A 25,698-nucleotide genomic window follows, 5' to 3' on the forward strand; every position below is an offset into this window, starting at 1 on the left:
GCGTGGCCGTCTACCCGCCCAGTGTCTCGAGCAGGGCATGCAGGCGCTGCCCCTCGATCCAGTCGTCGTTGGTGTCGCTGGAATACTCGTAGCCTTCCGTCACCGGATGCGAGCCGGGATATTCCGGCGCGGTGGCGGACCAATAGAAGAAGGTCGGCAGGATGATGTAGCGGTCCGTCAGCTCGATGGTCTGGCCGGAGTCCTCCTTGGTGATCATCACCTCGTGCAATTTCTCGCCCGGCCGGATCCCGACTACCTTCTGCGGCAGCTGCGGCGCCATCGCGGCAGCGAGATCGGTCACCTTCATCGACGGGATCTTGGGCACGAAGATCTCGCCGCCCTGCATGATGCCGAGGCACGACAGCACGAAGTCGACCCCCTGCGGCAGCGTGATCCAGAACCGGGTCATCCGCGCGTCGGTGATCGGCAGGTGGTCGGCGCCCTCGGCGATCAGGCGGCGGAACAGCGGCACCACGCTGCCGCGCGAGCCGAGCACGTTGCCGTAGCGGACCAGGGCGAATCGGGTCGGGGCGTGGCCGCTCAGGTTGTTGGCGGCGACGAAGATCTTGTCCGCTGCCAGCTTGCTGGCGCCATAGAGATTGACCGGGTTCGCCGCCTTGTCGGTCGACAGCGCGATCACCCGGCGCACGTTGTTCTGGATCGCCGCCTTGACCACGTTCTGCGCGCCGAGGACGTTGGTGTTGATGCATTCGAACGGGTTGTATTCGGCGATCGGCACGTGCTTCAGCGCGGCGGCGTGGATCACGATGTCGATGCCGCGCATGGCCATGTCCAGCCGGTCGCCGTCGCGCACGTCGCCGATGAAGTACCGGATCATCGGCGCGGTGTTCAGGTTCCAGCGCTGCGACATCTCGTATTGCTTCTGTTCGTCGCGCGAGAAGATGACCAGCTTCTTCGGCTTGTAGCGGGCCATCACCGTCTCGACGAAGGCGTTGCCGAACGAACCGGTGCCGCCGGTCACCAGCACGCTCTTGCCGTTCAGGTCGATGTCGATCGGATAGCTGGGGTTGCTCATTGTGCGACCGCTTTGGCTTTCTGCAGGGGGGTGGGCGCGTCCGGCATCGGGGCGTGCAGCGCCTGGCGGCGGAACGCGCCCGCATACCAGCCGCCGGCACGGACCAGTTCGTCGTGGGTGCCGGTCTCGGCGATCCGCCCGTCGATCAGCACGACGATCTGGTCGGCGACGCTGACGGTCGGCAGATGGTGGCCGATCATGATGATGGTGGTCCGGGTTTCGTTACGAATGTGTTGAAGCGCCTGCCGGAACAGCGCCTCCGATTCCGGGTCGAGGTTGCTGGTCGGCTCGTCCAGCAGCAGGATCGGCGCGCCGCGCACCAGCGCGCGGGCGAGGTCGAGCCGCTGGCGCTGCCCGCCGGACAGGGCGCTGCCGCCGGGGCCGATGCCGCCGTCGTAGCCGTCGGCGTGCCGCTCGATGAAGGCGGCCGCCTGGGCCAGCTCGGCCGCGCGGCGGATCTCGGCGTCGCTCGCGCCGGGCCGGCCGAGACGGATGTGGTCGGCGAAGGTGCCGTCGAACATCTGCGGCGTCTGCGGCGCGAACGCCATCGCCCCTCGCAGGCTCGACGTGGCGAATTCGGCCTGCGCGACGCCGTCATAGCGGATCGTCCCGGTCTGCGGCGTGCGCAGGCTCGCAAGCAGGTCGAGCAGGGTGGACTTGCCGGCGCCGGACGGTCCGACGATCGCGGTCAGGCGGTTGGCCGGGATGAACAGGTCGACGCCATGCAGGGCGGCGGGCTTGCCCGGCGCCTCGTAGCTGAAGTGGACGTCGGCAAAGGCAATGCCGTCGCGCAAAGGCTGGAATGCGCGGGTGCCGCCGACCGGATCGGGCGCGGCCTCCAGCGCGTCGAGCCGCGCCTTGACCACGTCGACCGACGGGATGGTGCCGAGGTAGGTCTGCCGCCGAAGCATCAGCTCCTTTCCGATCGGCGCCAGCCGCATCAGGATGAAGAAGAACAGGATCGTGGTCTCGAACGAAAGCAGCTGGCCTTCGACCGTCACGTACAGGATGACGAAGGCGAAGACCATGATCACCGGCTCGATCAGCACGCTGTACAGCGCGATCAGGCGCTGCAGCCCGATCATCCGGTCGCGCTGAACGCGGGTGAAGCGCGCGAAGGTCTCGGTCTCCGCCGCCTCGACGCCGGACAGCCGCACCAGCCGCACGGCGCCCAGCCGCTCGACGAGGAAGGACGACACGTTCCGGTTCGAATCGGTGACGCCCTGGCCGATGTGACGGACGTCGCGGGTGATGCGGGCGAGCAGCAGGGCCACCGCCAGCAGGATCAGGATCGCGGCGAGCGACAGGGTCGGCGACAGCACCAGGACGATGGCCAGGTAGCAGGCACCGAGCATGCAATAGGCGATGCAGTCGATGGCGGCGGAAATGGCGCCGATCGCCCGGGCCAGCTCGGTGGTCATCTCGTTGACCAGCACGCCCGGCCTGATGCGGTCGGTCGTCTCGAAACGGGCGTTCAGATACAGCTGGAAGCCGCGGTCGCGCACGTTGCGGATCAGCTCGTTCTGGACATGGAAGGAGAACACCTGGCGCAGGTAGGAGAACGCCTGGCGCAGGACGATGGCGATGAACGCGCCGATCAGCAGGGTGCCGAGCCCGACCTCGATCCCGATCTCGTCCGATACCGACAGGATGACCTGCCAGGCGTCGGAGGATTCGGCGAGCTTGGCCGTGTCGCCGGCGGCGTCCATGTATTCCAGGATGGGCACGATACTGCCCAGCCCGAGCGTCTCGAATGCGACGGCGGCCAGCTGCAGCAGCAGGATCAGCGCGACCCAGTTCCAGCGGTAGTGCAGACGCCGCATGCCGTCGACGAAGCCGGGCAGGAAGGCGCGCACGGGCCGCAGCAGCCGGTTCTCAGCCATCGGCGGCTCCCGCGTTGCGCGGCCCGGCCAGGCTGCTGTCGGCGGCGGCCAGGTCGTGCGGCCGCCCGACGTCGGTCCAGTATTCGTGGATCGGGAACAGGCCGATGCGCAGCCCCACCTCCTGGGCGGCGTTCAGCACCTCCGGCATGTCGACCGGCCGGCCGCGGGGGATCAGCGCCAGCACCGCCGGCTCGAGGTAGTAGAGCCCGGCGGAGATGTACTCGGAGATCAGCGGCTTCTCGTCGATGCGGCGGAACAACCCGTGCTCGTCGTGCCTGACCACGCCGAACGGCAGCCGGTGCTCGTAGCGCGAGACGCCGATGGTCGCGTCGTGCTGGTGGCGCACGTGGAAGTCGTGCAGGGCGGCGAAGTCGGCGTCGGTGATGACGTCGCCATTGACGACAAGGACCGGGCCGGCACCGAGGTCGGGAATCAGGGTCAGCGCGCCGGCGGTGCCGAGCGGCTGGTCCTCGATGACGTAGTGGAGCGCGATCGAGCCGCGGCGGGCCTCGCCGAAGGCGCGCACCTGGTCGGCGAGATAATGCAGCGTCAGATAGGCCCGCGGCACGGCGGCGGCCTCGAGGCTGGCGATGACATGCTCCAGGATCGGCTTGCCCGCCACCGGCAGCAGCGGCTTCGGCGTGTTCCGGGTGCGCTCGCCGAGCCGGGTGCCGAAGCCGCCGGCCATCACCACCGCGGTGCCGATGCCGCCGAGCCGCGATCCGGGCGCCAGCACCTCGCACACGCGGCCGCCGTCGTCGAGGATCGGCAGGAACTTCATCCCGCCGGCCAGTTCGCGGTTGCGGCTGTCGTCGCCGCTGCGTCCGGCGACATAGGCGGTGTGCATGCAGTCGCGCACCGGGTCGTCCAGGCTGACGCCGCGCAGCAGCGCGCGGCGCACGTCGCCGTCGGTCACCGTGCCCAGCAGGCGGCGGTTGCTGTCGACCACCAGCTGGAACAGGTGGTCGCTGGCGTTCAGGCGGGTCATTGCCAGGCGGATCGGCTGGTCGGGCGCGCATTCGTAGCCCGACAGGTCGGTCACCCGGACCAGGCCGCGCCGGCTCACGGTGCGCTCCCGGCCGGACGGGCGGCCAGTGCGGCGATCAGGGCGTCGGCCATGAACCAGTCGTCCTCGGTATCCACATCGAGACCGCGCGGCGGTGCCAGCGGCAGCGGCAGGATCGGCCCGGCATAGAGCGTCTCGTCGCGGCGCAGTGCGGCGACCCGGGTGAGGTAGAGGGCGCCGTTGGGCACATAGACCGGACGGCGGCCATCGGTGCCGGCCAGCGGCGCCATGCCGCCGTCCGAGGTCGGCACATAGACATGGCCGGCGGCGACATGCAGGGCGTCGACAGCGACGACGCTGTCGTGCAGCGGGTGCTCGTCGAGCAGGGCGACCGCCCGGCGCAGGCACGCGCCGCCGCGCAGCGGCGACGTCGGCTGCAGCACCATCACCGCGGCGGGGTCCGCACCGTGCGTCGCCCGCCACCAATCCAGCGCATGCAGCACGGCGCCGACGGTCGGCGCCGCGTCGCCGGCCAGTGCGGCCGGGCGCAGGAACGGAACCTGCCAGCCGATCCGCTGGCCTTCCGCCGCGATGGCCGCGTCGTCGGTGGTCAGCAGCACCGGCGCCGCCAGCCCCGATGCGGCGATCGCCTCGGCCGTGTGCGCCAGCAGCGACCGGCCGGCCAGCGGGCGCAGGTTCTTGCCCGGCAGCCGCTTCGACCCGCCGCGGGCCGGGACGAGCACCAGCAGGTCCGCGCGCACCGCGCTCAGGCGTGCCTCGCCCGGCGCCGCGCCGCCCATTCGCCATACTGGTTGCGCAACCACTGGAACCCGGGCATGTGCGTCGGATCCGCCCGGAACGGATCCAGGTGCTCGACGGCGCTGATCACGGTCGGGTCCGACAACGAATGCTTGACGATGTGCGTGATCAGCCGGTTGTTCGCCGTCAGTTGGACCTGTCCGATCCATTCGTCGCGACCTTCGGCCAGCATCGTGCCGAGGTCCAGCCGATGCACGCCCAACGCCGGGACGCGCTGGCGCGCCGGCCGTTGGCCGTCGCTGGCCAGCAGCTGGGCCAGCACTGGCTTCTTGTATGGATTGACCAGGATCAGGCTGTCGCCGAGGTTGCGGCGGCGATCGATGTGAATCACCGAGTAGGCGTCGACATAGCGGCCGAACAGCGCGATCTGACTGATCACCTGCGGTGACCCGAACTTCCAGGTGTGACAGGTGACGAAGCCTTTGCGTCGCTCGCCGCTGTATATGTTGTAGAAGCTGGGCAGCCGGCGACCGGCGAACAGCGGCGTGTCGTCCTTGGCACGCACGCCGTATTCGAGAAAGCCGCCATCCTCCGGCCAGTCGGCTGCCAGAGCCGCGCGGCAGGTCAGCCAGTGGCTTGGCGCCGATTCGATTCTGCCGCGGCCGAACACGATTTCATCGGCCCCCTCGTCGACAACGGTGCCGCCGGCGGACACCCGCCAGTATTGTTCGGCGACCCCGCCCTGCGGCCGCACGACGTCGACCAGGGCAGCCGGTGGCATGACGATTGTGCAGGCGTAGCCTTTCGGCAGCCAGGTCACGATCGGGATCAGGAATGCCGAGGCCATGTCACAAATGATCCAGCGACAACCGTGACAGGTCCGGCGAAGCAATTAGCAGGTGAAGCTTGCCATAGCCGGAAGACCGCAGGTCGGCGGTCACCAACGCTTCGTCGCGACCCGCGGGTAGACTTGGTTTTGCTTCGATAAGGCGTCCTTCAAAGGGGCCGAGCGCATGATCTGCCGTCGCGAACGTCTCGTTGCCGGTCTCGGCGAGCCGGTAGCTCAGGCTGAGCGAGAATGGCGCGTCAGCGCAGTTTACTGCCGTGAAAAAGATCCGCTCCGCCGTCGGCCGGTAGTGGAATGACACCGACTTGCGATATCCCCGATTGGGCGCCTGGAAATGCAGGCTGGCCGCCGCAGACGCGGTGACGATTTCCACCTGCGGCCTGGTCGTTCCGCGAACGCCCGGGCGCACGGCAACCCGGTCGACCGCGACACTGCCGACCGTGAGTTCCTCGGCCGGGGGAAGATGCTGCGACAACGGAAGCCGCAACATGCCGTCGACCGGCAGTGTTTCGCGGGCGCGCAGCACGATGCGACCCGATGTGTCCCTGATCTGGTAGGCGATGCGGAAGTCGGTCTCGCCGCTGCCGCGCTGATAGAGCAGCGCGTGGTTGGACACCCACAGGAACTGCTCGACCCCGGCGCCATGCAGGACAGGCATCCAGTTGGTGCGATTGGTCGCGACGGGCGGAGACAGGCGGTCGAGAAAGCCGTAGACGCGCTGCTTGAAACTGCGTCGCGCGGCTTTGGTTTCGGTCGGCGCGCCGGAATGGGTCGGGGCGGCGCGCGGCGCCTCGACAAAGAAATGCTCGAGGTCGAGCATGCAGGCCGTGCAAACCTGCCCGGCGCCGGTCGCGGCCAGAAAGGCATCGAAGGACTGCCCCGGCGCCGTGGCGAGCCGGCTCGTTGCCGCCTTGCGGCCCAGGCCGACGCAGGCGCACAGAATCTCGTCGGCCTCGTCCGGCTGGGTCATCAGTTCGCCCGACGGGCGCACACCATCACGTCACCGCGATCGCGCCAGTCTTCCTGAACGGCGAAATCGAGTCCGCAATCGGCGCACAGGGCCTGCATGTCGGCCCGCGTGTACCAAAAATCCTTGATGTTCATGCGCCGGCGGCGGTCGGCTTCGGCGAACGTGAAGTAGAATGCGCCGTCCGGCGCCAACAGGCCACGAATCGCCCGGAATGCGGTGCGTACGTCGGACTCTGGCATATGGGTGACCACGGAATTGGCCCAGACATAGTCGAAGGTCTGCCCGGTCAGTTCGCGCAACCTGCAGTCGCCCACCACGTGAGTCTCGAACCGATCCGCCGGAATGCCGTGATCGCTAAGCAGTCTGATGCCCCGCTCGACCCGGTGGCCGGAAATATCCACGCCGACATACCGATTGTCATCTAGGTAGCGGATGAAATGCAGCCCGCTGCGAAGCATCCCGCAGCCGAAATCCAACAGACGATGGTGTGCGAGCAGGCCATGCGCGACCAAGTAGTCGCGGTGGATCTGACCGCCGCCGAGATAGCGCTGGCTGACCGGCCTGTTGGCATCGCCGGCAACATAGGCATCCAGGCGATGCGCATAAAAGTCCACCCAGGAACGGCCGCGAAGCCGGTAGGCAAGGAAATAGATCAGCCACTCGCGCGGAAGCACAAAGAACTTGTAACGCAGCGAATTGTGGCGCCCACGGAGCGCTTTCTTGATCGTTTCGATCATTTTACGGGACTTTCCGCCGCGGTGCTCGTCGTTCCTCTCAGCAGTGGTCGAATCAGGTCGGACCGTAGCCGAACCGCATGCGGAAGCCGGCCAGATGGCGGGTGACCAGGTCGACCTCCGCCTCATCGAGGGACAGGACAGGCCGGCGCGCGGCGGACGTCTCGATTCCGTCCGTCGCCTTGAAGCTCGATATGCCGGGCCAATGCTGGCCCCGCATCGTGGGCTGCAGCAGGCATGGATCGAATGCGATTTCCAGCCAGTCGGCAAGCGCCCGCATCGTCGGTTCCGGCTCTGCGACAAGGGATTCGTAGCGAACCACGCGCGTCCGATCAGGGTCTGCAGTGTCGATCCGATCCAGCAGACGTTGGAAGTTCCTCACATTCTGGGCGAGCAGGGGCCAGGTCAGCAGCTTTTCGCCGCGCAACTCCCGCGACCGCTTCAGGCTGTCCAGAGAGGAGATCGGGTCTCGCACGATTACGATTGCGCGCGCGTCGGGAATCGATGCCAGGGCGCTGGCTGCGGATTTGCCGTAGTCCGGGGCTTTCAGGCAGCAATAGCGACGCGGGTCCTGCCGCATGCCGGCCAGATAGGCATGCGCAAGACGGAGCCACAGCCCGCAGACGCCGCCCCTGGCCGGCTGCGCGAGCGAAGCGATGAAGCATTCTTCGTCCCAGTCCGCCTGGATTTCGACGTCGGAAACGCTGCCGCGGTCTCGGGATTGACGGTAGGGCCGCTCGACTGGCGGCATCACCTGCTTGTCGCGGAGGCCGGCGACGAGAGCGTTCAGGTCGACAGGGATGGCGTCAAGAAAAAGGTCGGCACCGGCCGGGCCCATGTCGTCGAGGTATTCGAAGAGGAAGCCCTCGTCGACCAGCCAGTTGACCTCCGGATGTCCGTCGAAAAGGTTGTAGATGAGGCTGGTGCCGGATCGCGGTGCGCCAGTTATCACCAGCGGGGAGCAGTCGCCTGCTGGAGCGCTGCGGCGGGCGGAGAGGTCAGCTGGCATGAGCGAACTCGCGGCGCTGCGCGTCGAGGCCGAGGCTGTCGGTCAGTGCACGGAAGGCATTGTCCAGGGCTTCCGGCCCGATCGAGTCCGGCTCCGAAGGCACGAACGTCCCAAGATCGAACGACGTGTCGATCACGGCCTGCAAAAAGCGTTGTCCATCTGCGCGGGCCTTGTGTTCATCGAACGTCATGGCGAAGGCGCGCTCAAGATAGCCCTTCAGCTGTGCCTCGTCGGTCACGACCAATACGTGATCGAGCAAATTGTACGTGTTGTGCCGCCCGAAACTGATCACCGGCTTACCCATGACTGCGCCTTCGAAGCCGCTGCTGCCGCTGATCGTGACGACGACACGGCAATTGCGGGTCGCCGCCATCCCGAGCTCCGCCATGTTCATCAGACGGACGTTCTTCAACTCGCTGATCTGGCCGATGAAGTCTGCCGGCCGGCGGCCGGTGGCCGCAAAATGCTCCTTGACGGCCAAAGTGGCGCCGGCGGGCAGGTCCCGTGCCACCGATATGATTGCAGCGAGCTGGTAGAGATATTCCGGCGACAGCCGCTGCAGGGCGGTCTCCGGTTCCGTTGCCAGCGGGAAGAATGCGAAAGGTGCGTCCGCGAACCCTTCGAGGCCGGGCAATTCCGCGCTGGTCATGCGGGCGATGTCGCGCCTGCGACGCCACAGATAGGTGGCGTTCTCCAGTACATAATAACCTTTCGCCTTCTGGTAGCCGCGAAGATGCCAATACAGGTAGCGGGCAAACAGAAACGCCGTCTTCTTGAGCGTCAGCAGGACAGAAACGTCCTTCCGATGCCTTTCGCGAAAGCGCATGTGGGCATCATAGGGGCATCGATACCGAGGTCAGCCGGTGCCACTGCCTTGGCGAAAGCCGCTTCCAACGCTGGGTTGTCCAAATACTCCGAGTCCGACCAGTAATAGTAGTTCTTGTAACGGGCGCCCGCCAGCAAGCGCAACGGGATGCCTGCCGCGCGGGCGACGACGCAAAGCACCTTGCCGGGGTTGATGATCAGCGCCGGTGATTTTTCGGCGATCTGGTCGCGCCAGAAGGCGATCACCGTATTGAATCCATTGAGCATCTGGAAATAGGACGTGCCTTCCGAGATGCGCGAGCGCGGGTGACGATATCCGCCCGGCGCAAATCCGCGGCCGAGATGGCGGTCGCTAACCGCCAGCTCGTTGATGGTCGTCGCATATTGCGCCTCGAAGCGTCGTGCCGTCTCGATGACCTGAGCCGGCTCGGCAACCCGATCGGCGCAGGCCGCGTACAGCGCGCGGGCGACTGTGATCGTCTCGAACAGCTGCGGGTGGGTCCGCCTGTAGTAGGTCTCCTCCTGCGGTGTCGAAACATATAGATCGATTTGTGCCGCGAATTCCTCCTGGAGTTTCCGGGCCACGCCAACGTAGACGCCGCGATATTCCGAGTGGGCGACGAGGAAGATTCTCATCTCGGCGCCGCTCCCGTCCCCGCACTCTCCGGGACGCGCATTGGCGCCATGTGCGTGTGATTGCGCTCGGCCTGCACGGCGTCAGCCATTCCGAACCCGATGCCGCAGGTCCCAGCCCGCCTCGGTGCGGCGCCACAGGTGGGGCGAGCGGAAGCTGTCGGCGATGGCGAAGAACTCGGCCTCGTCCATGTCGAGATAGGCGAGGAAGTCGGGGAAGTACTTGCGCGGGAATTCCTGGTCGTAACGGTGCACCAGCGCCACGCCCTCCTCGCGGGTGATGTGGCGGTTGCGGATCTCCTGGCTGGCGTCGTAGGTGGTCCGGCCGATGCCGAACTTCACCAGCGTCGTCCAGTAGTGATAGGGGTCGGTCTTGTCGTCGATCGAGTTGTACTTGGAATAGGTGCCCTCGGTGCGGTCCTCGTTCGCCTCGAAGCCGATGTGCTCGGCGGCATAGTAGTAGTTTTCCTGCGGGGTCCAGCGCAGATAGTAGCCGAGGTAGTGCACCTCCACACCCGCGCCGGCCAGCGCGTCGGCTTCGGCCGGCATGTAGGGGTCCATCTGGCCGGGCTCGATGCCGTGCGCCGGCAGCTCGTCCAGCGGCACGCCGCCGAAAAAGAGCTGGCGGTTGGCCCGGCCTTCGCGCGCGAAATAGGACAGGCTGCGCTGGGCGGTGCTGTTCTCCTGCACCGGGTTGCCGTACTCGGCCTCGTTCTCGCCGTAGAACACCAGCGGCAGGCCCATGCGCACCGCCATCTTCGGGGCGTAGTTCTTCTGGCCGAAGATGAACGGCTGGAACGGGTGCAGCAGGTTGCGATAGGCCAGCTGGGTCAGCTTGCGGTGCACCTGGCCGTCGGGCGTGAACAGGTAGTTGTCGAAGCCGCCGCGGTGCACCCAGGCCTGGTGGTTGCGCCAGCCGACGTCGGTGTAGAGATGCGGCGCCCAGGTCACGGTCAGCGGGTGCATGCCGTAGGTCCGCTTCAGCACCATCGAGGCGTAGACCGAATCCTTGCCGCCGGAGCCGGGTACCAGGCAATCGTACGAGCCGTTGCGTGAGCGGAACCGGTCGCACAGGGACCTCAGCGCGCGTTCGCGCTCCTGCCAGTCGACCCGGGTCTCCTTCGCCTCGGCATAGCGGCAGGCGTCGCACACGCCCTCGGCGTCGAAGTGAATGGTCTGCTTCTTGGACTCGCGCGTGTGCTCGAATTCCACGCTCGACGACGGGCGCTGGTTCGAGATCACGCAGCGGGTGCAGAACCTCACCTCCGCCGGCAGGCCGTATTTGACCTCCAGCCCGCCCTCGGTCGCGTTGCCGCTTGCAGCGTCCACCTGGCTCATGCCTCCTGCTCGACTTCGGTTCTGGCGGGGCTGAAATCCGCGGCTAGAAACCGGCCGATCAGCGCGAGCCCCGCCGGCCCGCTCTTCTCGGGATGGAACTGCACGCCGACCAGGTTGCCGCGGTGGATCGCCACGGGGATCGCGGTCCCGTTCACGTCGATGGTTGCCGCCACGTGCGCGGGATCGGCAACCATTGGCGCATAGGAATGCACGAAATACATCATCGTGCCCGGCGCCAGCGTGTCCAGCACCGGCGCGCCCGGCCGCACCTCCAGCCGGCGCCAGCCGACGTTGGGAATGCGGATCGCATCCGGATCGCCGGACCGCGGTGCCGGCAGGCGGGCGACCGCGCCGGGGATCAGGCCCAGGCCCGCGTGCGCACCGAATTCCTCGCCGCGGTCCAACATCAGCTGGCAGCCGACGCAGATGCCGAGGATCGGCACGCCGCGCGCGGCGGCCTGTTGCAGCGGCGCGACCAGACCGCGCTTGCGCAGCCCGTCCATCGCGTCGCCGAAGGCGCCCACGCCGGGAAAGACGATGCGCTCGGCCTGCGCCAGCGCCGCCGGGTCGCCGGAAATACGATAGTCGGCACCCAGGTGGCGCAGCGCCTCGCCCAGGCTGAACAGGTTGCCGCGGCCATAGTCCAGCACCAGGATCACTGGCGCACCGCGATGCCGGCATCCGTCAGCCGGCCCTTCAGCGGGCCCAGCGCGCACAGCCCGTAATGGAACAGGCTGGCGCAGGCGACCGCGTCCAGCCCGTCGTCGCGGACCGCCGCCACCACGTCGTCGGCGCTGCCGGCGCCGCCGCAGCCGATCACCGGAATGCCGACCCGCTCGCGCACCGCGCGCAGCAACGCGTGGTCGAAGCCCTTGCGCGTGCCCTCCATGTCGACGGAGGTGACCAGGATCTCGCCGGCGCCCAGCCGCTCCGCCTCCGCGACCCAGTCCAGCACGTCGACGCCGGTCCGCTCGCGGCCGTTGTCGGTCAGTGCCTCCCAGCGGCCGTCGGGGCGCCGCTTCGCCTCCACCGACACGACGATGCACTGGCTGCCCAGCGCCTCGGCCGCCTCGCGGATCAGCGCCGGCCGGGCGATCGCCGCGGTGTTCAGCGCCACCTTGTCGGCGCCGGCCCGTAGCGCCGCGACGATGTCGTCGGTCGAGCGGATGCCGCCGCCGACCGTCAGCGGCACGAAGATGTCGCGGGCGGCCTCGCTGACGACGTCGAGGATGTTGTTGCGGCGATAGAGCGAGGCCACCGTGTCCATGTAGATGATCTCGTCGACGCCTTGCTCGTAGTAGCCGCGTGCCAGGTCCGCGGGCCGGCCGACCACGCGCAGGCCTTCCAGGTGGATGCCCTTGATGACATTGGCGCCCTTGATGTCCAGCCGGGCGATGATGCGGGGGGCGGGCAGCGCGGGCTATCCCTGCGCCGCGGCGGCGACGGGACCGGCGGCGTCCGCGACGGCCGCGCCGCCACGCCAGTCAGCCAGCGCTGCCAGCACCCGGTCCTGCTCGTCCGGTCGCAAATGGCTGGAGCAGGGCAGCGTGACCACGGTTCCCGACAGGGATGCGGCGACCGGGTTGGTGCCGCGTGCGAAGCGGCGATAGGGCGGCTGGCTCGACAGCGCCTCCCAGAACGGCCGCGCCTCGATCTGCCGTCCGGCCAGATGGTGAACCAGCGCGCACGCGACGCCGGCGTCGCGGCAGCGGACCGAATAGAGCCAGCACGAGCTGTCGGCCCAGCCGGCGCGCGGCATCGGCACCAGGTCGTTGCGGCCGGCCAGGGCCGCGTCGTAGCGCGCGGCGATCGCGCGCTTGGCCGCGACCATCTCGTCCATCCGCTCCAGCTGCGCCAGGCCCAAAGCGGCGTTGACGTTCGGCATGCGCCAGTTGAAGCCAGCCTCGCCATAGCGATAGGCGGCGCCGGAGCGCGCGTGGGTCGACAGCGCCCGCGCGCGTTCCGCCCAGGCCGCGTCGTCCATCACCAGCATGCCGCCGCCGCCGGCCGTCACCGTCTTGTTGCCGTTGAAGCTGAAGCAGGCGATGTCCGACAGCCCGCCCGCCGGCCGGCCCCGATAGGCGGCGCCGATCGCCCCGGCGGCGTCCTCGATCAGGGTCGCGCCGTGGCGGCGGCAGAGCGCTGCGATCGGGTCCATGTCGGCGGGATGCCCCAGCACGTGCACGGCGATGACGGCGGCAAGGCCATCCGGCTCCGCCTCCAGCGTCGCCGCCAGCAGGGCGGGGTCCAGCGTCCAGGTCTCGGCGGTCACGTCGACGAACACCGGGACGGCGCCGACCGACAGCACCGCGTTGGCGGTCGCCGCGAAGGTGTAGTCGGGCACGACGACCCGCGCGCCGGCCTCGATGCCGGCGGCCTTCAGCGCCAGATGCAGCGCCGCCGTGCCGTTCACGGTGGCGACGGCGGACCGGCGGCCGGTCAGCGCCGCAAGCCGTGCCTCCAGCTCGGACACTGCCGGCCCGGCCGATGACACCCAGTTGTCGGCGACGCACTGCAGCAGATAGGCGGCTTCGTTGCCGCGCAGGTCGGGCACCGCCAGCGGAATGCGCCCGTGCGCCGCGGCCGACTCGGTGGAGGTTCTGGTCATCGTGCTCGAGGGGTCAGACCCAGGCGATTCCGGCGGTCGCGCAAGCTACCGCACGCGAGGTGACTCGTCGTCGCCCGGCCAAAAGGCCGATGACGCCACCCGCGCCTGGAAGAGAAAGCGGGCGCATTGTTCATATTTTGAACATCGACGTCAACGCCTTATCTGGCGCCGTCCGGGCGGCCCGGGGATCGCGGTGTTTGACCCGCCGGGACGGGCTGATAAAGACATGCGCACGGCCTGGGAACAGCGCGGGGATGCCGAAGCGATGGACTATGCGGGCAAGACGGTGCTGGTGACCGGGGCGGACGGCTTCATCGGCTCGCATCTGGCCGAGGCCCTGGTCGCGGCCGGCGCGGACACCACCGCGCTGGCGCAATACGATGCCTTCGGCAGTCACGGCTGGCTCGATTCGCTGCCGCAGGCGACGCGGGCGGCGATGCGGCTGGTGCGCGGCGACATCCGCGATCCCGGCTTCGTCGCCAAGCTGGTGGCCGGCCAGGCGGTGGTGTTCCATCTCGCCGCGCTGATCGCCATTCCCTATTCCTACCAGGCGCCGCAATCCTATGTGGACGTCAACGTCGCCGGCACCGTCAACGTGCTGGAGGCGGCGCGCGCCGCGGGGGTCGGCCGGCTGGTGCACACCTCGACCAGCGAGGTCTACGGCACCGCGATCACGACGCCGATCGGCGAGGACCATCCCCTGCAGGGCCAGTCGCCCTATTCCGCCAGCAAGATCGGCGCCGACATGATGGTGGAGGCGTTCGCGCGGTCGTTCGACCTGCCGGCGGTCATCCTGCGCCCGTTCAACACCTACGGGCCGCGCCAGAGCGAGCGCGCGGTGATCCCGACAGTGATCCGTCAGGCGCTGGACCCGGACTGCACGTCGATCCGGGTCGGCGATACGGCGCCGCTGCGCGATTTCAACTATGTCGGCGACACGGTCCGCGCCTTCCTTGCGGTCGGCGCGTCGCCGGCCGTCGCCTGCGGCGTGCCCTACAACGCCGGCAGCGGCGTCGCCCATTCGGTGGCCGAGATGATCGCGCTGGTCCAGGACATCACCGGCGTCAACAAGCCGGTGGAAACCGAAGCGGCCCGGTTGCGGCCGGAGAAGTCCGAGGTGCGCGTGCTGCTGGCCGGCGCCGACAGGCTGCGCCAGGCAACCGGCTGGGAACCGCAGGTCGAGTTCCGTGCCGGGCTGGAACGCACCGTCGCATGGTGGCGCGAGCGGCTGGCCGCCGGGGCGGTGCGAACCGGCGCCGGCTACGCCGTCTGACCGTCGCGCCGGCCGGCACCTTGACCCGGCGCAATGCGGGCGGTGCGCGGCCGCATTAACGGCGCCTAACCGGACGGCTATGGCAATTACAGCCCGCCGCCGCGAAAGTGGGGCCACGGCCCGGCCGCCGGGCGGCGGGCACAGCATGGGGAAAGACGATGCGCTTGGGCTTGTTCTTCTTTTTCGTCGCGCTGGCTTGCGGCTTCGCCGGCAGCGCGTCGGCGCAGTGGGCGGGCGGTCTGGAGGTCTGCGCCGGTGACGACGCGAAGTGCCAGACCCCGGGCACGGTCGCGCTCGCCTGCCTCGGCTCCAACGAGACCGTCGGCGACCCGACGCTGTGGAAGGACACCGGCGACGCCCTGCGCGTGCTGAACGGCCGCTGGCAGATGTTCTACGCCAGCACCAGCCAGACCTATAACTGCACCAACGTGCTGGTGCAGCGCGGCCTGGGCCAGGGGTGGAGCGGCGGCATGCGGGTCTGTGCCGGTAACGACCGCAGTTGCCAGACCCCCGGTCAGGTTCCCTATGCCTGCTGGCAGGACGGCGCCGCGGTCGGTCAGCCCACGGTCTACCAGTACACCGGCGACGCCATCCGCGTGGTCAGCAACCAGTGGCGGTTCTTCTATTCGCACAACCAGCAGGACTATGCCTGCGCTGCCGTGCTGGTCGGCCCGATCCCGCAGGGCTACGGCGGCCAGCTGCGCACCTGCGCCGGCAACGACGTCTCCTGCCAGGCGCCGGGCGCGATGCCGCTGCTGTGCGACATCCGCGGCACCAACTTCGCCAACCCCTCCGACTACGTCTACACCGGGCGCTCGATGCGGGTCAGCGGCGGGCAGTGGCAGATGGCCTATCCCGACCAGTCGCAATATTCCTGCCGCGCGGTGATCGTCGCCATGCCGTTCTCGTCGCTGCCGCCGTCGGTGCCGCAGCAGCCGACGCCGCCGAGCGTCGCCGGTGCGCTACCGTCCGGCTCGGTGATCATCTTCGACGGGCCGCAGTGCCCGGCCGGCTACACCTACCTCGGCCAGATCATGCAGCCGGGCTCGCCGGTGTTCCGGATGTCCTACTGCCGCAGGCAGTAGGACCGCCATCGGCCGCCGACCGGCGCGCGGGCCGCTGCGGCCCGCGCGTCAGTCGTCGCGGCCGGCGAGGAAGTCGAAGTCGGCGCCGAGGTCGGCCTGGTTGACGTGGCCGAGATAGAGTCCGCGATAGCCGCGCTCGCCCGACGGCTGCACCGGCGGCAGGGCCGCCAGCCGCCGCGCGATCTCGTCCGCCCCGACCAGCAGGTCCAGCCGGCGCGCCGGGATGTCGAGCCCGATGCGGTCGCCGGTGCGCACTGCGGCCAGCGGTCCGTTGGCCGCCGATTCCGGGGCGACGTGCAGCACGACGGTACCGAATGCGGTGCCGCTCATCCGCGCGTCCGAGATGCGGACCATGTCCTTCACGCCGGCGCGGGCCAGCTTGCGCGGGATCGGGATGTAGCCCGCCTCCGGCATGCCCGGCGCACCGAGCGGTCCGATGTTGCGCAGCACCAGCACGTCGTCGGCGGCGATGTCCAGGGCCGGATCGTCCAGCCGCTCGGTCAGCTCGGCGATGGAATCGAACACCACGGCGCGGCCGGCATGGGTGCGCAGCGCCGCCGTCGAGGCCGACTGCTTGATAATCGCGCCGCGCGGCGCCAGGGTGCCGCCGAGCACCGCGATCGCGCCCTCGGCGCTGATCGGGTCGTCGCGGCGGCGGATGGTGCGGTCGTGCGCCGGCGGCGCGGCGGCGACAATGGCGCCGAGCGTGCCGCCGGTCACGGTGGCGGCGGACAGGTCGAGGTCGTCGGCGATCTCGGCCAGCAGCCGCGGCATGCCGCCGGCGTCGTGGAATTCCTTCATGGAGCCGCTGCCCGACGGCTTCAGGTCGACCAGCACCGGCACCTTGCGCCCGACTGCGTCCAGCGCGGCGAGGTCGAGGCGGCGGCCGACGCGGCCGAGCACCGCGGCGAGGTGAACCACTGCGTTGGTCGAGCCGCCGAGCGCCTGCAGCGTCGCCATCGCGTTGACGACGGCGCCGCCGCGCAGCAGCTCGGCCACGGTCGGGCCCTGCCGCGCGGCGAGCGCGGTCGCGGCGCGGCCGGTCTCCTCGGCCAGCCGCACCCGCTCCGCCGAGGTCGCCGGCGCCGAGCCCGCCCTGGGCAGGCACAGGCCCATCGCCTCGACCAGGCAGGCCATGGTGCTGGCCGTCCCCATCACCGTGCAGGTGCCGACCGAGGCGACCAGTTGGCTGTTGATCTCGGTTAGCTCGTCGGCGGAGATCTCGCCGGCGCGATACTGCCCCCAGTAGCGGCGGCAGTCGGTGCAGGCGCCCAGCGTCTCGCCGCGGAAGCTGCCGGTCGACATCGGCCCGGTCGGCAGGAAGATCGCCGGCACGTCGGCGCTGGCCGCCGCCATCATCTGCGCCGGCAGCGTCTTGTCGCAGCCGCCGATCAGCACCACCGCGTCCATCGGCTGGGCGCGGAGCATCTCCTCCGTTTCCATCGCCATCAGGTTGCGCAGGTACATTGAGGTCGGATGGGCGAAGCTCTCGTGGATCGAGATGGTCGGGAACACCATCGGCAGCGCGCCGGCCAGCATCACCCCGCGCTTCACCGCATCGACCAGCTGCGGCACGTTGCCGTGGCACGGGTTGAAGTCGGAATAGGTGTTGGTGATGCCGACGATCGGCCGGTCCAGCGCGTCGTCGGAAAAGCCCATCGCCTTGATGAAGGCCTTGCGCAGGAACAGCGAGAAATCCTCGTCGCCGTAACTGGTCAGTCGCCGCCGCAGCCCGCGTGCCACCCTGGTCCTCCCCGATCCGGCCGCGCCGGAAGGGGCGGCCGCAAGACGCCGCACCCTAGCCGCGGCTTCGATGCTGTCAACGCGCCAGGCGCGCTCAGAGCGCGGCGTCGGCGAAGCGGCGCAGCACCCGGCCGGCCAGCGGCGCCTCGCCGATCAGGCCGTCCGCGTCGACGATGCGCCGGCCGTTGACCCAGACGCCGTGCAGTCCGCGGGCGTCGGTGTTGAGCCGGCTGGCGCCGGCGGGCAGGTCGTGCACGCGGTAGCGCGGCCCGCGGCCGACCGTGGCCGGATCGAACAGCATCAGGTCGGCCGCCTTGCCCGGCGCCAGCGTGCCGCGGTCAGCCATGCCGAAGATCGCCGCCGGCTGGCCGGTCAGCCGGTGCACCGCCGCCTCCAGGCTCATCACGCCGCGGTCACGCGACCAGTGGCCGAGCAGGTGCAGGCCGAAGCCGGCGTCGCACAGGAAGGTCAGGTGCGCGCCGGCGTCCGACAGCGCGATGTGGCCCTCCGGCATCTGCAGCAGCCGGCCGACCGCCGGCTCGTCGATGTTCAGCAGCTGGGCGGTGAAGGTGGTACCCAGGTCCTCGGCCAGCCCGATGTCGAGCATCAGGTCGAGCGGCGCCTTGCCGGCCTCGGCGGCGAGCGCGTCGAGCGGCCGGCCCTCGCTGCCGGCGTTCGCCGGCGTCGCCGCCTCGACCAGGTGCACCTTGTCCCATTCGCCGTTGAACAGGCCGCCGCGCATGCCGGCGATCTCCGCGCCCACCGCCCGGCGGAAGCCCGGGTCGGCATAGACCGCGGCCAGCGCGGCGCGGTCGTGCGCCGCCGCCATCGCCGGCTTCCAGCTGGCCAGGCCCTCGAACAGATAGGGGCTGGCCAGGGTGAACTCCATTTCCAGCGGGCAGCACGAGGTCTGCGGGATGATCGGACGGCCGCGGCCGCGCGCCGCCGCCATCGCGCCGATCTGGTCGAACACCGCGTTCGGCGCGCGGCTGGCGTGGAACATGGCGGCAACCACGGTCGGCGCGCCGGTCTCCGCGACCAGCGATTCCAGGTCGGCGACCGACGTCACCGCGCCCTTGGTCAGCATGTAGACGCCGCGGCCGCTTTCGCGCATCGCCGCCAGCAGCGCGGCGAACTCCTTGCGGTCGGCCAGCCGCGACGGCATCGGCACCCCGCCGGCGCCGTTGTGCGGCTCGTTGGTCGACGAGGCGAAGCCGACCGCGCCGGCCGCCATCGCCGCGCGCACCAGCTGCGCCATCTGCGCGATCTCGTCGTCATTGGCCGCGCGCCGCGCCGCGTCGGCGCCCATCACGTAGGTCCGCACCGAGGAGTGGCCGAAGAAGGCGGCGACGTTCAGCCCGACCCCGCGCCGCTCCAGCATCGCCATGTAGTCGGCGAAGCTCTCGAACTCCCAGCGGATGCCCTCCTGCAGCGCGGCCAGCGACATGCCCTCGACCTGGGTCAGGTTGCGCATCACCAGGTCGCGGTCCGTGGGCTTGCACGGCGCGATGGTGAAACCGCAGTTGCCGATCACCGCCGTGGTCACGCCCAGCGCCGGCGACGGCCGCGCGAACGGGTCCCAGGTGATCTGGGCGTCGTAGTGGGTGTGGCCGTCGATGATGCCGGGCGCGAGCGCCAGCCCGTCGGCGTCGATCGTCGCCGCCGCCGGCCCGGCCAGCCCGGGCCCGACGGCCGCGATCGTTGCGCCGTCGACGGCCAGGTCGCCGCGCCGCGGCGCCGCCCCGGTCCCGTCGACGATCGTCGCATTCCTGAACATCAGGTCGTGCATCGCCGTCGGCCCCTCAGTCCAGCGTTGCACCGCCGTCGACCACGATGTGGGCGCCGGTCATGAACGAGGAATCGGCGGTGGCGAGGAACAGCGCGACGGTGGCGATCTCCTCCGGTCGGCCGAGCCGGTTCATCAGCGCGGCGGCGCCGAAGTCGCGATAGGCCTGCTCCGGGTCCAGGCCGAGACGGGCGATGTGGCGGTCGGTGGCGCGGGTCTTGATCGAGCCGGGGCAGATCGCATTGACCCGGATGTTGTCGGTGGCCAGGTCCATCGCCAGGCAGCGGGTCAGCTGGGCGACCGCGCCCTTCGAGGCGTTGTAGGGGATGAAGCGCGGCTGGGCGACGAAGGACGACACCGAGGCGACGTTGACGATCGCGCCGCCGCCGGCCGCACGCAAGGCCGGCAGGCACGCCTTCACCGTGTTGGCATAGCCGACCACGTTGACCCCCAGCACCTGGTCCCAATCGGCCTGGGTGATCTCGTCGATGCCGCCGAAGACGAAGGCGGCGGCGTTGTTGACCAGCACGTCGATGCGGCCGAAAGCGGCCACCGTCGCGTCGGCGGCGGCCTGCACCGCGGCCATGTCGGCGATATCGGTGACCTGGGCCAGCGCCCGGCCGCCGCGTGCGACGATGCCGTCGGCGACGGCCTTGCCGCTGTCGGGTTCGATCTCGGCGACGGCGACCGCCGCGCCTTCGGCGGCGAACAGCTCGGCGATCGCCCGGCCGATGCCGTTGCCGGCGCCGCTGACCAGCGCCACCTTGTCCTGCAGGCGCATGAACGCCTTCCTCCCCCATTGTTGTCGTTCGGCCTCAGCCTGCCCGCGGCGGCGGGCCGCTGACAAGGCGAAAGCGGGGCGAGGGGCGCTATTCGGCGCGGTTCAGCCACCAGTCGTAGGCGTCGTCGGCGATCGCGTCGATGCCGGCCAGCCGCGACGCCAGCGCCGGCGCGGCATAGCGGGCGAGGTGGGCAATCACCGCGGCGTCGCTGCCGCCGAAATCCGCCGCGTACCAGTCGAAGATCGACGACACCACCAGCTCGCCGTCCGCGGTCACCGCGGCGCCGCGCGGATGGTTGACATAGGCGCGGGCGGCGGCGTCCAGCGCCGCCTCCATGGTGGCGGCGGTCAGTGCCGCGGCGGGCAGGTCTGGGCAGCCCAGCGCGGCGCAGTTGACCACATAGTGGGTGCGCGGGTCGGCCCACAGCGGACGCAGGATGCGATGCTCGATATCGTCCAGCGTCAGCGGCACGCCCTCGACCGCGACCAGCTCGGCGCCCCAGGGACCGTCGGCGAACACGCCGGGCGAAATGTCGATGTCGCGGATGCTGTCGACCGGAAAGTGGTCGAGCACGGTGCGCACGGTCAGCGCGTTGTAGAGGTTGATCCAGAACGCCCGCTGCTCGGCGCGGGCCAGCGCGGTGACCCGGGTCGCCGCCATCCGGTCGAGATAGGCGTCGAGAGCGGCGCGGTCGGCCGGGGTGACGGCGCCGTAGCGCACCCGGGCGATGCCGTCGGGCCCATCGACCCGGTAGCGGGCGAGGAAGGCGGACCAGGCGCCGTGGTCGACGGTCGCCTGCGAGGCGGGGTCGTGGCCGGTCCAGCGCGTCCACAGTTCCGCGTCCGGCGCGGCAGCCGCGGCGGCGGGCACGAGCAGGATCAGGATCGCGAGCAGGCGGCGCATGGCGGCTGAGATAGCCTGCGGCGGGCGCCTTCGCCAGGGGCCGTCACGGCGGATTGAGCGGCGTTGATCCGGCCCGAAAACCAAACGCCCGGGCCAGGGCCCGGGCGTCGGTGTCTCGTACGGGCTGGCGCCGCCCTATTCGCGGGCGATCGACATCAGGTACAGGATGTTGCGGAACATCACGATGAAGTCGATGTACAGCATCAGCGCGCCGAAGATCGCCGACTTCTGCGCCAGCGTGCCGTCGTGGCCGACCTGGTAGTAGTTCTCCTTGATCTTCTGGGTGTCATAGGCGGTCAGGCCCGCGAAGATCAGCACCGAGGCGATCGAGATGATGAACATCAGCCCGGTGGAGCCGAGGAAGATGTTGACCACCGAGGCGATGATCAGGCCGATCACGCCCATCATCAGGAAGCCGCCGAGGCCGGTCAGGTCGCGCTTGGTGGTGTAGCCGATCAGGCTCATGCCCGCGAACATGCCCGCGGTGATGAAGAAGGCGCGGAAGATGTCGGCCGGCAGGAACACCATGAAGATCAGCGCGAAGCCGATGCCGTTGAGGCCCGCATAGAGCCAGAACATCGCCTGGGCCATCCCCGGCGACATCCGCTCGTAGCCGAACATGAAGAACAGCACCGGCGCCAGCGGCGACAGCATCGCGATCCAGCCGAGCCCGCTGAGGCCGGTCGGCGTGAAGAACAGCTGCCAGATCGACGGCGAGGTCGAGATGAAGAACGCGATGGCGCCGGTCAGGGCGAGACCGAGCACCATGTAGTTGTAGACGCGCAGCATGTACGACCGCAGGCCGGCATCGACGTCGGCCGACGTGGCAATGCCCTGTACGCGCGTCATGAACTGGTTGTCGAGCCGAGGCGCCATTGCACAATCCCTCTCGTTACGCATAGCGACGGGGCCACGATCGGCCGCGGCCACTTGCCGCTAATATTGGAACTTCGGACCTTGCGATCAAGCAACGATTGTCCGGATTCGGCGCATCGCCCGCAATCGGCAGCGATTCAGGCATTGCGCAGCAGCGGCGCCGCCTTCTGGCCGAGCGCGCGCCAGGCGCCGAGGAAGCCGAAGGCCAGCGTCACCGCTAGGCTGACCGCCAGCACCAGCAGCACGGCCGAAGGCAGGAACGCCCAGTCCAGGTTCATGATCTGGGTGACCACGACGAAGGAAGCGGCCGCGCCCAGCGCTGCGGCGACGACCGCGGTGGCGATGCCCAGCAGCCCGTATTCGACCAGGAAGGCGCGGCTGACCTGGCCGCGGGTCGCGCCCAGCACCTTCAGCACCACGGCGTCGTAGACCCGGCGGCGATGGCCCGCCGCCACCGCCCCGGCCAGCACCAGCGCGCCGGCGACCAGCGTGATCGCCGCGGTGGCGGTGACCGCCAGCGCGATGTTGGTCAGCACCTGGTTGGCGGTGTCGAGCGCATCGCGCACCCGGATCGCCGAGACGTTGGGCAGCGCGTCGGTGACCGCGCGCTCCAGCGGCAGCTCGGCGTCGGGCGTCGCCTGCACCGTGGCCAGCAGCGTGTGCGGCGCGGCGTCGAGCACCCCCGGCGAGAAGATGGTGGTGAAGTTGAGCTGCAGCGTGCCCCACTCGATCTCGCGCAGGTTGGCGACGGTGGCGGTCATCTCGCGGCCCAGCACATTGTAGGTCAGCGAGTCGCCGACGCCGATGCCGAAGCCGTTGGCCAGATCGGCGCTGAACGAGATCAGCGGCGGGCCGGCATAGTCGGCCGGCCACCATTCGCCGGCGACGATCTCGTTGTTCTCCGGCGGCTCGGCCGCGTAGGTCAGGCCGCGCTCGCTGCGCAGGCCCCATTGCGCCTCCGGCGCCACCTGCACCTGCTCGGCCGGCACGCCGTTGATCGCGACGATGCGCCCGCGCAGCATCGGCGTGCCCTGGATGGTGCCGACGCCGGGCACCGCGGCGGCGGTCGCCTCGAAGGTCGCAACCTGGTCCGGCTGGATGTCGAGGAAGAAGTAGGCCGGCGCCTGTTCCGGAATCCGGTCCTGGATCGCGCCGCGCAGGTTGCCTTCGATCAGCGCGATCGCCACCAGCACGGTCAGGCCGAGGCCGAGCGACAGCACCACCGAGGCGGTCGCCGAGCCGGGCCGGTGGATGTTGGCCAGGCCCAGGCGCAGCGCGGCGCCGTGCGGCCGGCCCGCGCGCCGTGCGGTCCAGGCGACCAGCGCGGCGGCGCCGCGAAACGCCAGCATGGTGCCCAGCGCGCCGCCGACGAACAGCGCCGCCAGCAGCTTGTCGGCCGCGGTCAGCACCGCCAGCACCGCCAGCGCGCCGCCGGCCGCGAAGGTCATCGCCATATAGGCGCGGCCGGGCCAGCGCCGCGCCGGTGCGACGATGGCGCGGAACAGCTGGGCCGGCGGCACCTCGCGGGCGCGGGCCAGCGGCCAGATCGAGAAGGCCAGGGCGGTCAGCAGGCCGAATGCGGCGGCCATCACCAGCGGCAGCGGGTGGATGGCGAAGCCGCCGGTCAGGCCGAACTGCTCGTTCAGGAAGCCGGTGGCCAGCGCCGGCGCCAGCGCGCCGACGACCAGCCCGGCAACGGTGCCCAGGCCGGCCAGCGCCATCACCTGGATCAGATAGGCGCCGAACACCAGCCGGTTGCTGGCGCCCAGGCACTTCAGCGTGGCGATGGTCGCGACCTTGGCGTCGAGATAGGCCCGCACCGCATTGGCCACGCCGACCCCGCCGACCAGCAGCGCGGTCAGGCCGACCAGGGTCAGGAAGGCCGACAGCCGGTCGACGAACTGGCGCAGGCCCTCGGCGCCGTCGCTGAAATCGCGCACCCGGATCGGCGCGTCGGGGAAGGCGTCGGTCACCGCCTGCTTGAAGGCGGCGGCGTCGGCGCCCTCGGGCAGGGCGACGCGATAGAAGTGGTAGATCAGGCTGCCTTCCTGGACCAGTCCGGTCGCGGCCAGCGCGGCGTCGGCGATGATCACCTTCGGGCCGAGGCTGAAGAAACCGGTCGACGACAGCCGGTCGGGCTCCGCCGTCAGCTCGGCCGCCACGTGGAAGCTGCCGTCGCCGATGCGCAGCGGGTCGCCGACGGCCAGGCCCAGCCGCCGGAGGATCGCTCCGTCCACCACCGCGCCGGGCCGGCCCTCGCCATCCGCGGCGAACAGGTCGTCCAGCGGCGCGGCGGGCGCGGTCTCGACGGCGCCGAACAGCGGATAGCGCCCGTCGACCGCCTTCAGCTCGATCAGCGCCCGCGCGGCACCGTCGTCGGTGCGCGCCATCGCGCGCATCTGCCGGCTCGCCGCGGTCGCGCCGGCCGCGTCGAGGAAGGCACGCTGCTCCGGCTCGATCGGCGTGTACAGCTGGCGGACCTCGACGTCGCCGCCCAGCAGCGCGCGTGCGTCCGCCCGCAGCCCGTCCTCGATGCCGGCCGACAGCGAGCCGACCGCCGCGATCGCGGCGACGCCGAGCGCCAGGCAGCCCAGGAACACGCGGAAGCCGCGGATGCCGCCGCGCATCTCGCGCCGCGCGATCTTCACCGCCATGGCCAGCCCGACGCCGCCTCGTGCCGCGCCGCGTCCTGCCGCCGCGACGCCGACCGCGGTCTCGCTGCCGGCGCTCACTGCGCCGCCTCTGCCGCCAGGGCGCTGTCCGCCGCGATGCGGCCGTCGACCAGCCGCACGGTGCGGCTGCAATGGCCGGCCAGCCGCGCGTCGTGGGTGATCAGCATCAGCGTGGCATTGGTGCGCTCGGTCATGCCGAACAGCAGCTCGATCACCTTCTCGCCGGTGCCGCCGTCCAGGTTGCCGGTCGGCTCGTCGGCCAGCAGCAGCACCGGCTCGCCGGCGAAGGCGCGGGCGATCGCCACCCGCTGCTGCTCGCCGCCGGACAGCTGGCCGGGGTAGTGGGTCAGCCGGTGGCCGAGGCCGACCGCGTCGAGGCTGGCACGGGCGCGGTCGAAGGCGTCGGCGACGCCGGCCAGTTCCATCGGCACGGCCACGTTCTCCAGCGCGGACATCGTCGGGATCAGGTGGAACGCCTGGAACACGATGCCGACATGGTCGCGGCGGAACAGGGCCAGCGCATCCTCGCTCATCGTGCCGAGGTCGCGGCCGGCGACGCGCACCGACCCGCCGGTCGCGCGCTCCAGCCCGCCGACGATCATCATCATGGTCGACTTGCCGCTGCCGGACGGTCCGACCACGCCCACGGTTTCGCCACGATCGATGCGCAGGGTCAGGCCGCGCAGGATCTCGACCTCGCCCGCCTCGCTGCGCAGCGTCAGGCGGACGTCGTCGAGGTCGACGACCCGACCGTTGGCGCGGCTTGGGCTGGAGGGTGGCATGGCGTCTCCCTTGGTGCAGAAGCGTCGGCGCCGACCCAACCGCCCGATTCGGGCGGAAATCGGGCGACCGGCCCGGTCAGGATGTGGGGCGCCGGGGCGCAGGTTCAAGCGCGCGTCGCCGGAACCGCCTGCTGGGGTTTTACCGTTC

The 25,698-nt window shown here is 70.0% G+C and carries 23 protein-coding genes; 2 read left to right on the forward strand and 21 right to left on the reverse strand.

The window, feature by feature from the left end:
* Nucleotides 1–10 precede the first annotated feature (10 nt).
* The 14 genes from pseB to R3F55_23855 form a co-directional block, all read right to left on the reverse strand.
* Nucleotides 11–1,036, reverse strand: a complete 1,026-nt coding sequence (gene pseB, locus R3F55_23790) for a UDP-N-acetylglucosamine 4,6-dehydratase (inverting) (protein ID MEZ5670398.1) — start codon at nucleotides 1,034–1,036, stop codon at nucleotides 11–13.
* Nucleotides 1,033–2,919, reverse strand: coding sequence for an ABC transporter ATP-binding protein (locus tag R3F55_23795; GenBank protein ID MEZ5670399.1), 1,887 nt, complete (start codon nucleotides 2,917–2,919; stop codon nucleotides 1,033–1,035). The genes pseB and R3F55_23795 overlap by 4 nt, the downstream gene beginning before the upstream one ends.
* Nucleotides 2,912–3,985 (reverse strand): sugar phosphate nucleotidyltransferase, encoded by a 1,074-nt coding sequence (locus tag R3F55_23800; GenBank protein ID MEZ5670400.1) that lies wholly within the window; start codon nucleotides 3,983–3,985, stop codon nucleotides 2,912–2,914. The genes R3F55_23795 and R3F55_23800 overlap by 8 nt, the downstream gene beginning before the upstream one ends.
* Nucleotides 3,982–4,725, reverse strand: a complete 744-nt coding sequence (locus R3F55_23805; GenBank protein ID MEZ5670401.1) for an acylneuraminate cytidylyltransferase family protein — start codon at nucleotides 4,723–4,725, stop codon at nucleotides 3,982–3,984. The genes R3F55_23800 and R3F55_23805 overlap by 4 nt, the downstream gene beginning before the upstream one ends.
* Entirely contained in the window at nucleotides 4,692–5,531 is an 840-nt protein-coding gene (locus R3F55_23810) for a hypothetical protein (protein MEZ5670402.1), read from the reverse strand. Before R3F55_23810 ends, R3F55_23805 begins: the two co-directional genes overlap by 34 nt.
* A gap of 1 nt (nucleotide 5,532) precedes the next feature.
* A complete protein-coding gene (locus R3F55_23815; GenBank protein ID MEZ5670403.1) occupies nucleotides 5,533–6,501 on the reverse strand; it encodes a hypothetical protein in 969 nt (322 codons plus the stop codon).
* Nucleotides 6,501–7,238: a class I SAM-dependent methyltransferase gene (locus R3F55_23820; protein MEZ5670404.1), complete on the reverse strand. Its 738-nt coding sequence runs from the start codon at nucleotides 7,236–7,238 to the stop codon at nucleotides 6,501–6,503. The genes R3F55_23815 and R3F55_23820 overlap by 1 nt, the downstream gene beginning before the upstream one ends.
* Before the next feature lie 52 nt (nucleotides 7,239–7,290).
* The gene (locus tag R3F55_23825) at nucleotides 7,291–8,244 is read right to left on the reverse strand and encodes a sulfotransferase (GenBank protein ID MEZ5670405.1); all 954 of its coding nucleotides are present in this window, start codon (nucleotides 8,242–8,244) and stop codon (nucleotides 7,291–7,293) included.
* Nucleotides 8,234–9,070: a hypothetical protein gene (locus R3F55_23830; GenBank protein ID MEZ5670406.1), complete on the reverse strand. Its 837-nt coding sequence runs from the start codon at nucleotides 9,068–9,070 to the stop codon at nucleotides 8,234–8,236. Before R3F55_23830 ends, R3F55_23825 begins: the two co-directional genes overlap by 11 nt.
* Nucleotides 9,025–9,705 (reverse strand): hypothetical protein, encoded by a 681-nt coding sequence (locus R3F55_23835; protein MEZ5670407.1) that lies wholly within the window; start codon nucleotides 9,703–9,705, stop codon nucleotides 9,025–9,027. The genes R3F55_23830 and R3F55_23835 overlap by 46 nt, the downstream gene beginning before the upstream one ends.
* Nucleotides 9,706–9,786: 81 nt before the next feature.
* Entirely contained in the window at nucleotides 9,787–11,040 is a 1,254-nt protein-coding gene (locus tag R3F55_23840) for an N-acetyl sugar amidotransferase (GenBank protein MEZ5670408.1), read from the reverse strand.
* Nucleotides 11,037–11,699 (reverse strand): imidazole glycerol phosphate synthase subunit HisH, encoded by a 663-nt coding sequence (gene hisH / locus R3F55_23845; GenBank protein MEZ5670409.1) that lies wholly within the window; start codon nucleotides 11,697–11,699, stop codon nucleotides 11,037–11,039. Before hisH ends, R3F55_23840 begins: the two co-directional genes overlap by 4 nt.
* Nucleotides 11,696–12,454 (reverse strand): imidazole glycerol phosphate synthase cyclase subunit, encoded by a 759-nt coding sequence (locus R3F55_23850; protein ID MEZ5670410.1) that lies wholly within the window; start codon nucleotides 12,452–12,454, stop codon nucleotides 11,696–11,698. Before R3F55_23850 ends, hisH begins: the two co-directional genes overlap by 4 nt.
* Before the next feature lie 6 nt (nucleotides 12,455–12,460).
* Nucleotides 12,461–13,648 (reverse strand): aminotransferase class I/II-fold pyridoxal phosphate-dependent enzyme, encoded by a 1,188-nt coding sequence (locus R3F55_23855; GenBank protein ID MEZ5670411.1) that lies wholly within the window; start codon nucleotides 13,646–13,648, stop codon nucleotides 12,461–12,463.
* A 265-nt stretch (nucleotides 13,649–13,913) separates the two neighbouring features.
* Between R3F55_23855 and R3F55_23860 the strand changes: the two genes are divergently transcribed.
* Both R3F55_23860 and R3F55_23865 read left to right on the forward strand, forming a co-directional pair.
* Entirely contained in the window at nucleotides 13,914–14,921 is a 1,008-nt protein-coding gene (locus R3F55_23860; GenBank protein MEZ5670412.1) for an SDR family NAD(P)-dependent oxidoreductase, read from the forward strand.
* Between the two features lie 158 nt (nucleotides 14,922–15,079).
* Nucleotides 15,080–16,006 carry a hypothetical protein gene (locus R3F55_23865; protein ID MEZ5670413.1) on the forward strand — a complete coding sequence of 309 codons (927 nt, stop codon included), beginning with the start codon at nucleotides 15,080–15,082 and terminating at the stop codon, nucleotides 16,004–16,006.
* Between the two features lie 48 nt (nucleotides 16,007–16,054).
* On the opposite strand, the gene R3F55_23870 is transcribed toward R3F55_23865, so the two are convergent.
* From R3F55_23870 to R3F55_23900, 7 genes are all read right to left on the reverse strand, one after another.
* Nucleotides 16,055–17,749, reverse strand: a complete 1,695-nt coding sequence (locus tag R3F55_23870; protein ID MEZ5670414.1) for a dihydroxy-acid dehydratase — start codon at nucleotides 17,747–17,749, stop codon at nucleotides 16,055–16,057.
* A 94-nt stretch (nucleotides 17,750–17,843) separates the two neighbouring features.
* Nucleotides 17,844–19,568 carry an amidohydrolase family protein gene (locus tag R3F55_23875; protein MEZ5670415.1) on the reverse strand — a complete coding sequence of 575 codons (1,725 nt, stop codon included), beginning with the start codon at nucleotides 19,566–19,568 and terminating at the stop codon, nucleotides 17,844–17,846.
* The gene (locus R3F55_23880; protein MEZ5670416.1) at nucleotides 19,552–20,316 is read right to left on the reverse strand and encodes a glucose 1-dehydrogenase; all 765 of its coding nucleotides are present in this window, start codon (nucleotides 20,314–20,316) and stop codon (nucleotides 19,552–19,554) included. Before R3F55_23880 ends, R3F55_23875 begins: the two co-directional genes overlap by 17 nt.
* Before the next feature lie 88 nt (nucleotides 20,317–20,404).
* Nucleotides 20,405–21,220, reverse strand: a complete 816-nt coding sequence (locus tag R3F55_23885; GenBank protein ID MEZ5670417.1) for a DUF547 domain-containing protein — start codon at nucleotides 21,218–21,220, stop codon at nucleotides 20,405–20,407.
* A gap of 135 nt (nucleotides 21,221–21,355) precedes the next feature.
* Nucleotides 21,356–22,096, reverse strand: coding sequence for a Bax inhibitor-1/YccA family protein (locus R3F55_23890; GenBank protein MEZ5670418.1), 741 nt, complete (start codon nucleotides 22,094–22,096; stop codon nucleotides 21,356–21,358).
* 137 nt (nucleotides 22,097–22,233) lie between these two features.
* A complete protein-coding gene (locus R3F55_23895; protein ID MEZ5670419.1) occupies nucleotides 22,234–24,828 on the reverse strand; it encodes an FtsX-like permease family protein in 2,595 nt (864 codons plus the stop codon).
* Nucleotides 24,825–25,550: an ABC transporter ATP-binding protein gene (locus R3F55_23900; protein MEZ5670420.1), complete on the reverse strand. Its 726-nt coding sequence runs from the start codon at nucleotides 25,548–25,550 to the stop codon at nucleotides 24,825–24,827. The genes R3F55_23895 and R3F55_23900 overlap by 4 nt, the downstream gene beginning before the upstream one ends.
* Between the last annotated feature and the right edge of the window lie 148 nt (nucleotides 25,551–25,698).

The sequence above is a fragment of the Alphaproteobacteria bacterium genome, from assembly GCA_041396705.1.
Classification (GTDB): Bacteria; Pseudomonadota; Alphaproteobacteria; order CALKHQ01; family CALKHQ01; genus CALKHQ01.

Bases quoted from the DNA above. Each gene is read 5' to 3' on its own strand.
- R3F55_23810 (MEZ5670402.1), bottom strand. From the start codon at position 5,531: ATGGCCTCGGCATTCCTGATCCCGATCGTGACCTGGCTGCCGAAAGGC.
- R3F55_23855 (MEZ5670411.1), bottom strand. From the start codon at position 13,648: ATGACCAGAACCTCCACCGAGTCGGCCGCGGCGCACGGGCGCATTCCG.
- R3F55_23825 (MEZ5670405.1), bottom strand. From the start codon at position 8,244: ATGCCAGCTGACCTCTCCGCCCGCCGCAGCGCTCCAGCAGGCGACTGC.
- R3F55_23830 (MEZ5670406.1), bottom strand. From the start codon at position 9,070: ATGCGCTTTCGCGAAAGGCATCGGAAGGACGTTTCTGTCCTGCTGACG.
- R3F55_23795 (MEZ5670399.1), bottom strand. From the start codon at position 2,919: ATGGCTGAGAACCGGCTGCTGCGGCCCGTGCGCGCCTTCCTGCCCGGC.
- R3F55_23840 (MEZ5670408.1), bottom strand. From the start codon at position 11,040: ATGAGCCAGGTGGACGCTGCAAGCGGCAACGCGACCGAGGGCGGGCTG.
- R3F55_23815 (MEZ5670403.1), bottom strand. From the start codon at position 6,501: ATGACCCAGCCGGACGAGGCCGACGAGATTCTGTGCGCCTGCGTCGGC.
- R3F55_23865 (MEZ5670413.1), top strand. From the start codon at position 15,080: ATGCGCTTGGGCTTGTTCTTCTTTTTCGTCGCGCTGGCTTGCGGCTTC.
- R3F55_23805 (MEZ5670401.1), bottom strand. From the start codon at position 4,725: ATGGGCGGCGCGGCGCCGGGCGAGGCACGCCTGAGCGCGGTGCGCGCG.
- R3F55_23820 (MEZ5670404.1), bottom strand. From the start codon at position 7,238: ATGATCGAAACGATCAAGAAAGCGCTCCGTGGGCGCCACAATTCGCTG.
- R3F55_23860 (MEZ5670412.1), top strand. From the start codon at position 13,914: ATGGACTATGCGGGCAAGACGGTGCTGGTGACCGGGGCGGACGGCTTC.
- R3F55_23835 (MEZ5670407.1), bottom strand. From the start codon at position 9,705: ATGAGAATCTTCCTCGTCGCCCACTCGGAATATCGCGGCGTCTACGTT.
- R3F55_23900 (MEZ5670420.1), bottom strand. From the start codon at position 25,550: ATGCCACCCTCCAGCCCAAGCCGCGCCAACGGTCGGGTCGTCGACCTC.
- R3F55_23890 (MEZ5670418.1), bottom strand. From the start codon at position 22,096: ATGGCGCCTCGGCTCGACAACCAGTTCATGACGCGCGTACAGGGCATT.
- pseB (MEZ5670398.1), bottom strand. From the start codon at position 1,036: ATGAGCAACCCCAGCTATCCGATCGACATCGACCTGAACGGCAAGAGC.
- R3F55_23885 (MEZ5670417.1), bottom strand. From the start codon at position 21,220: ATGCGCCGCCTGCTCGCGATCCTGATCCTGCTCGTGCCCGCCGCCGCG.
- R3F55_23880 (MEZ5670416.1), bottom strand. From the start codon at position 20,316: ATGCGCCTGCAGGACAAGGTGGCGCTGGTCAGCGGCGCCGGCAACGGC.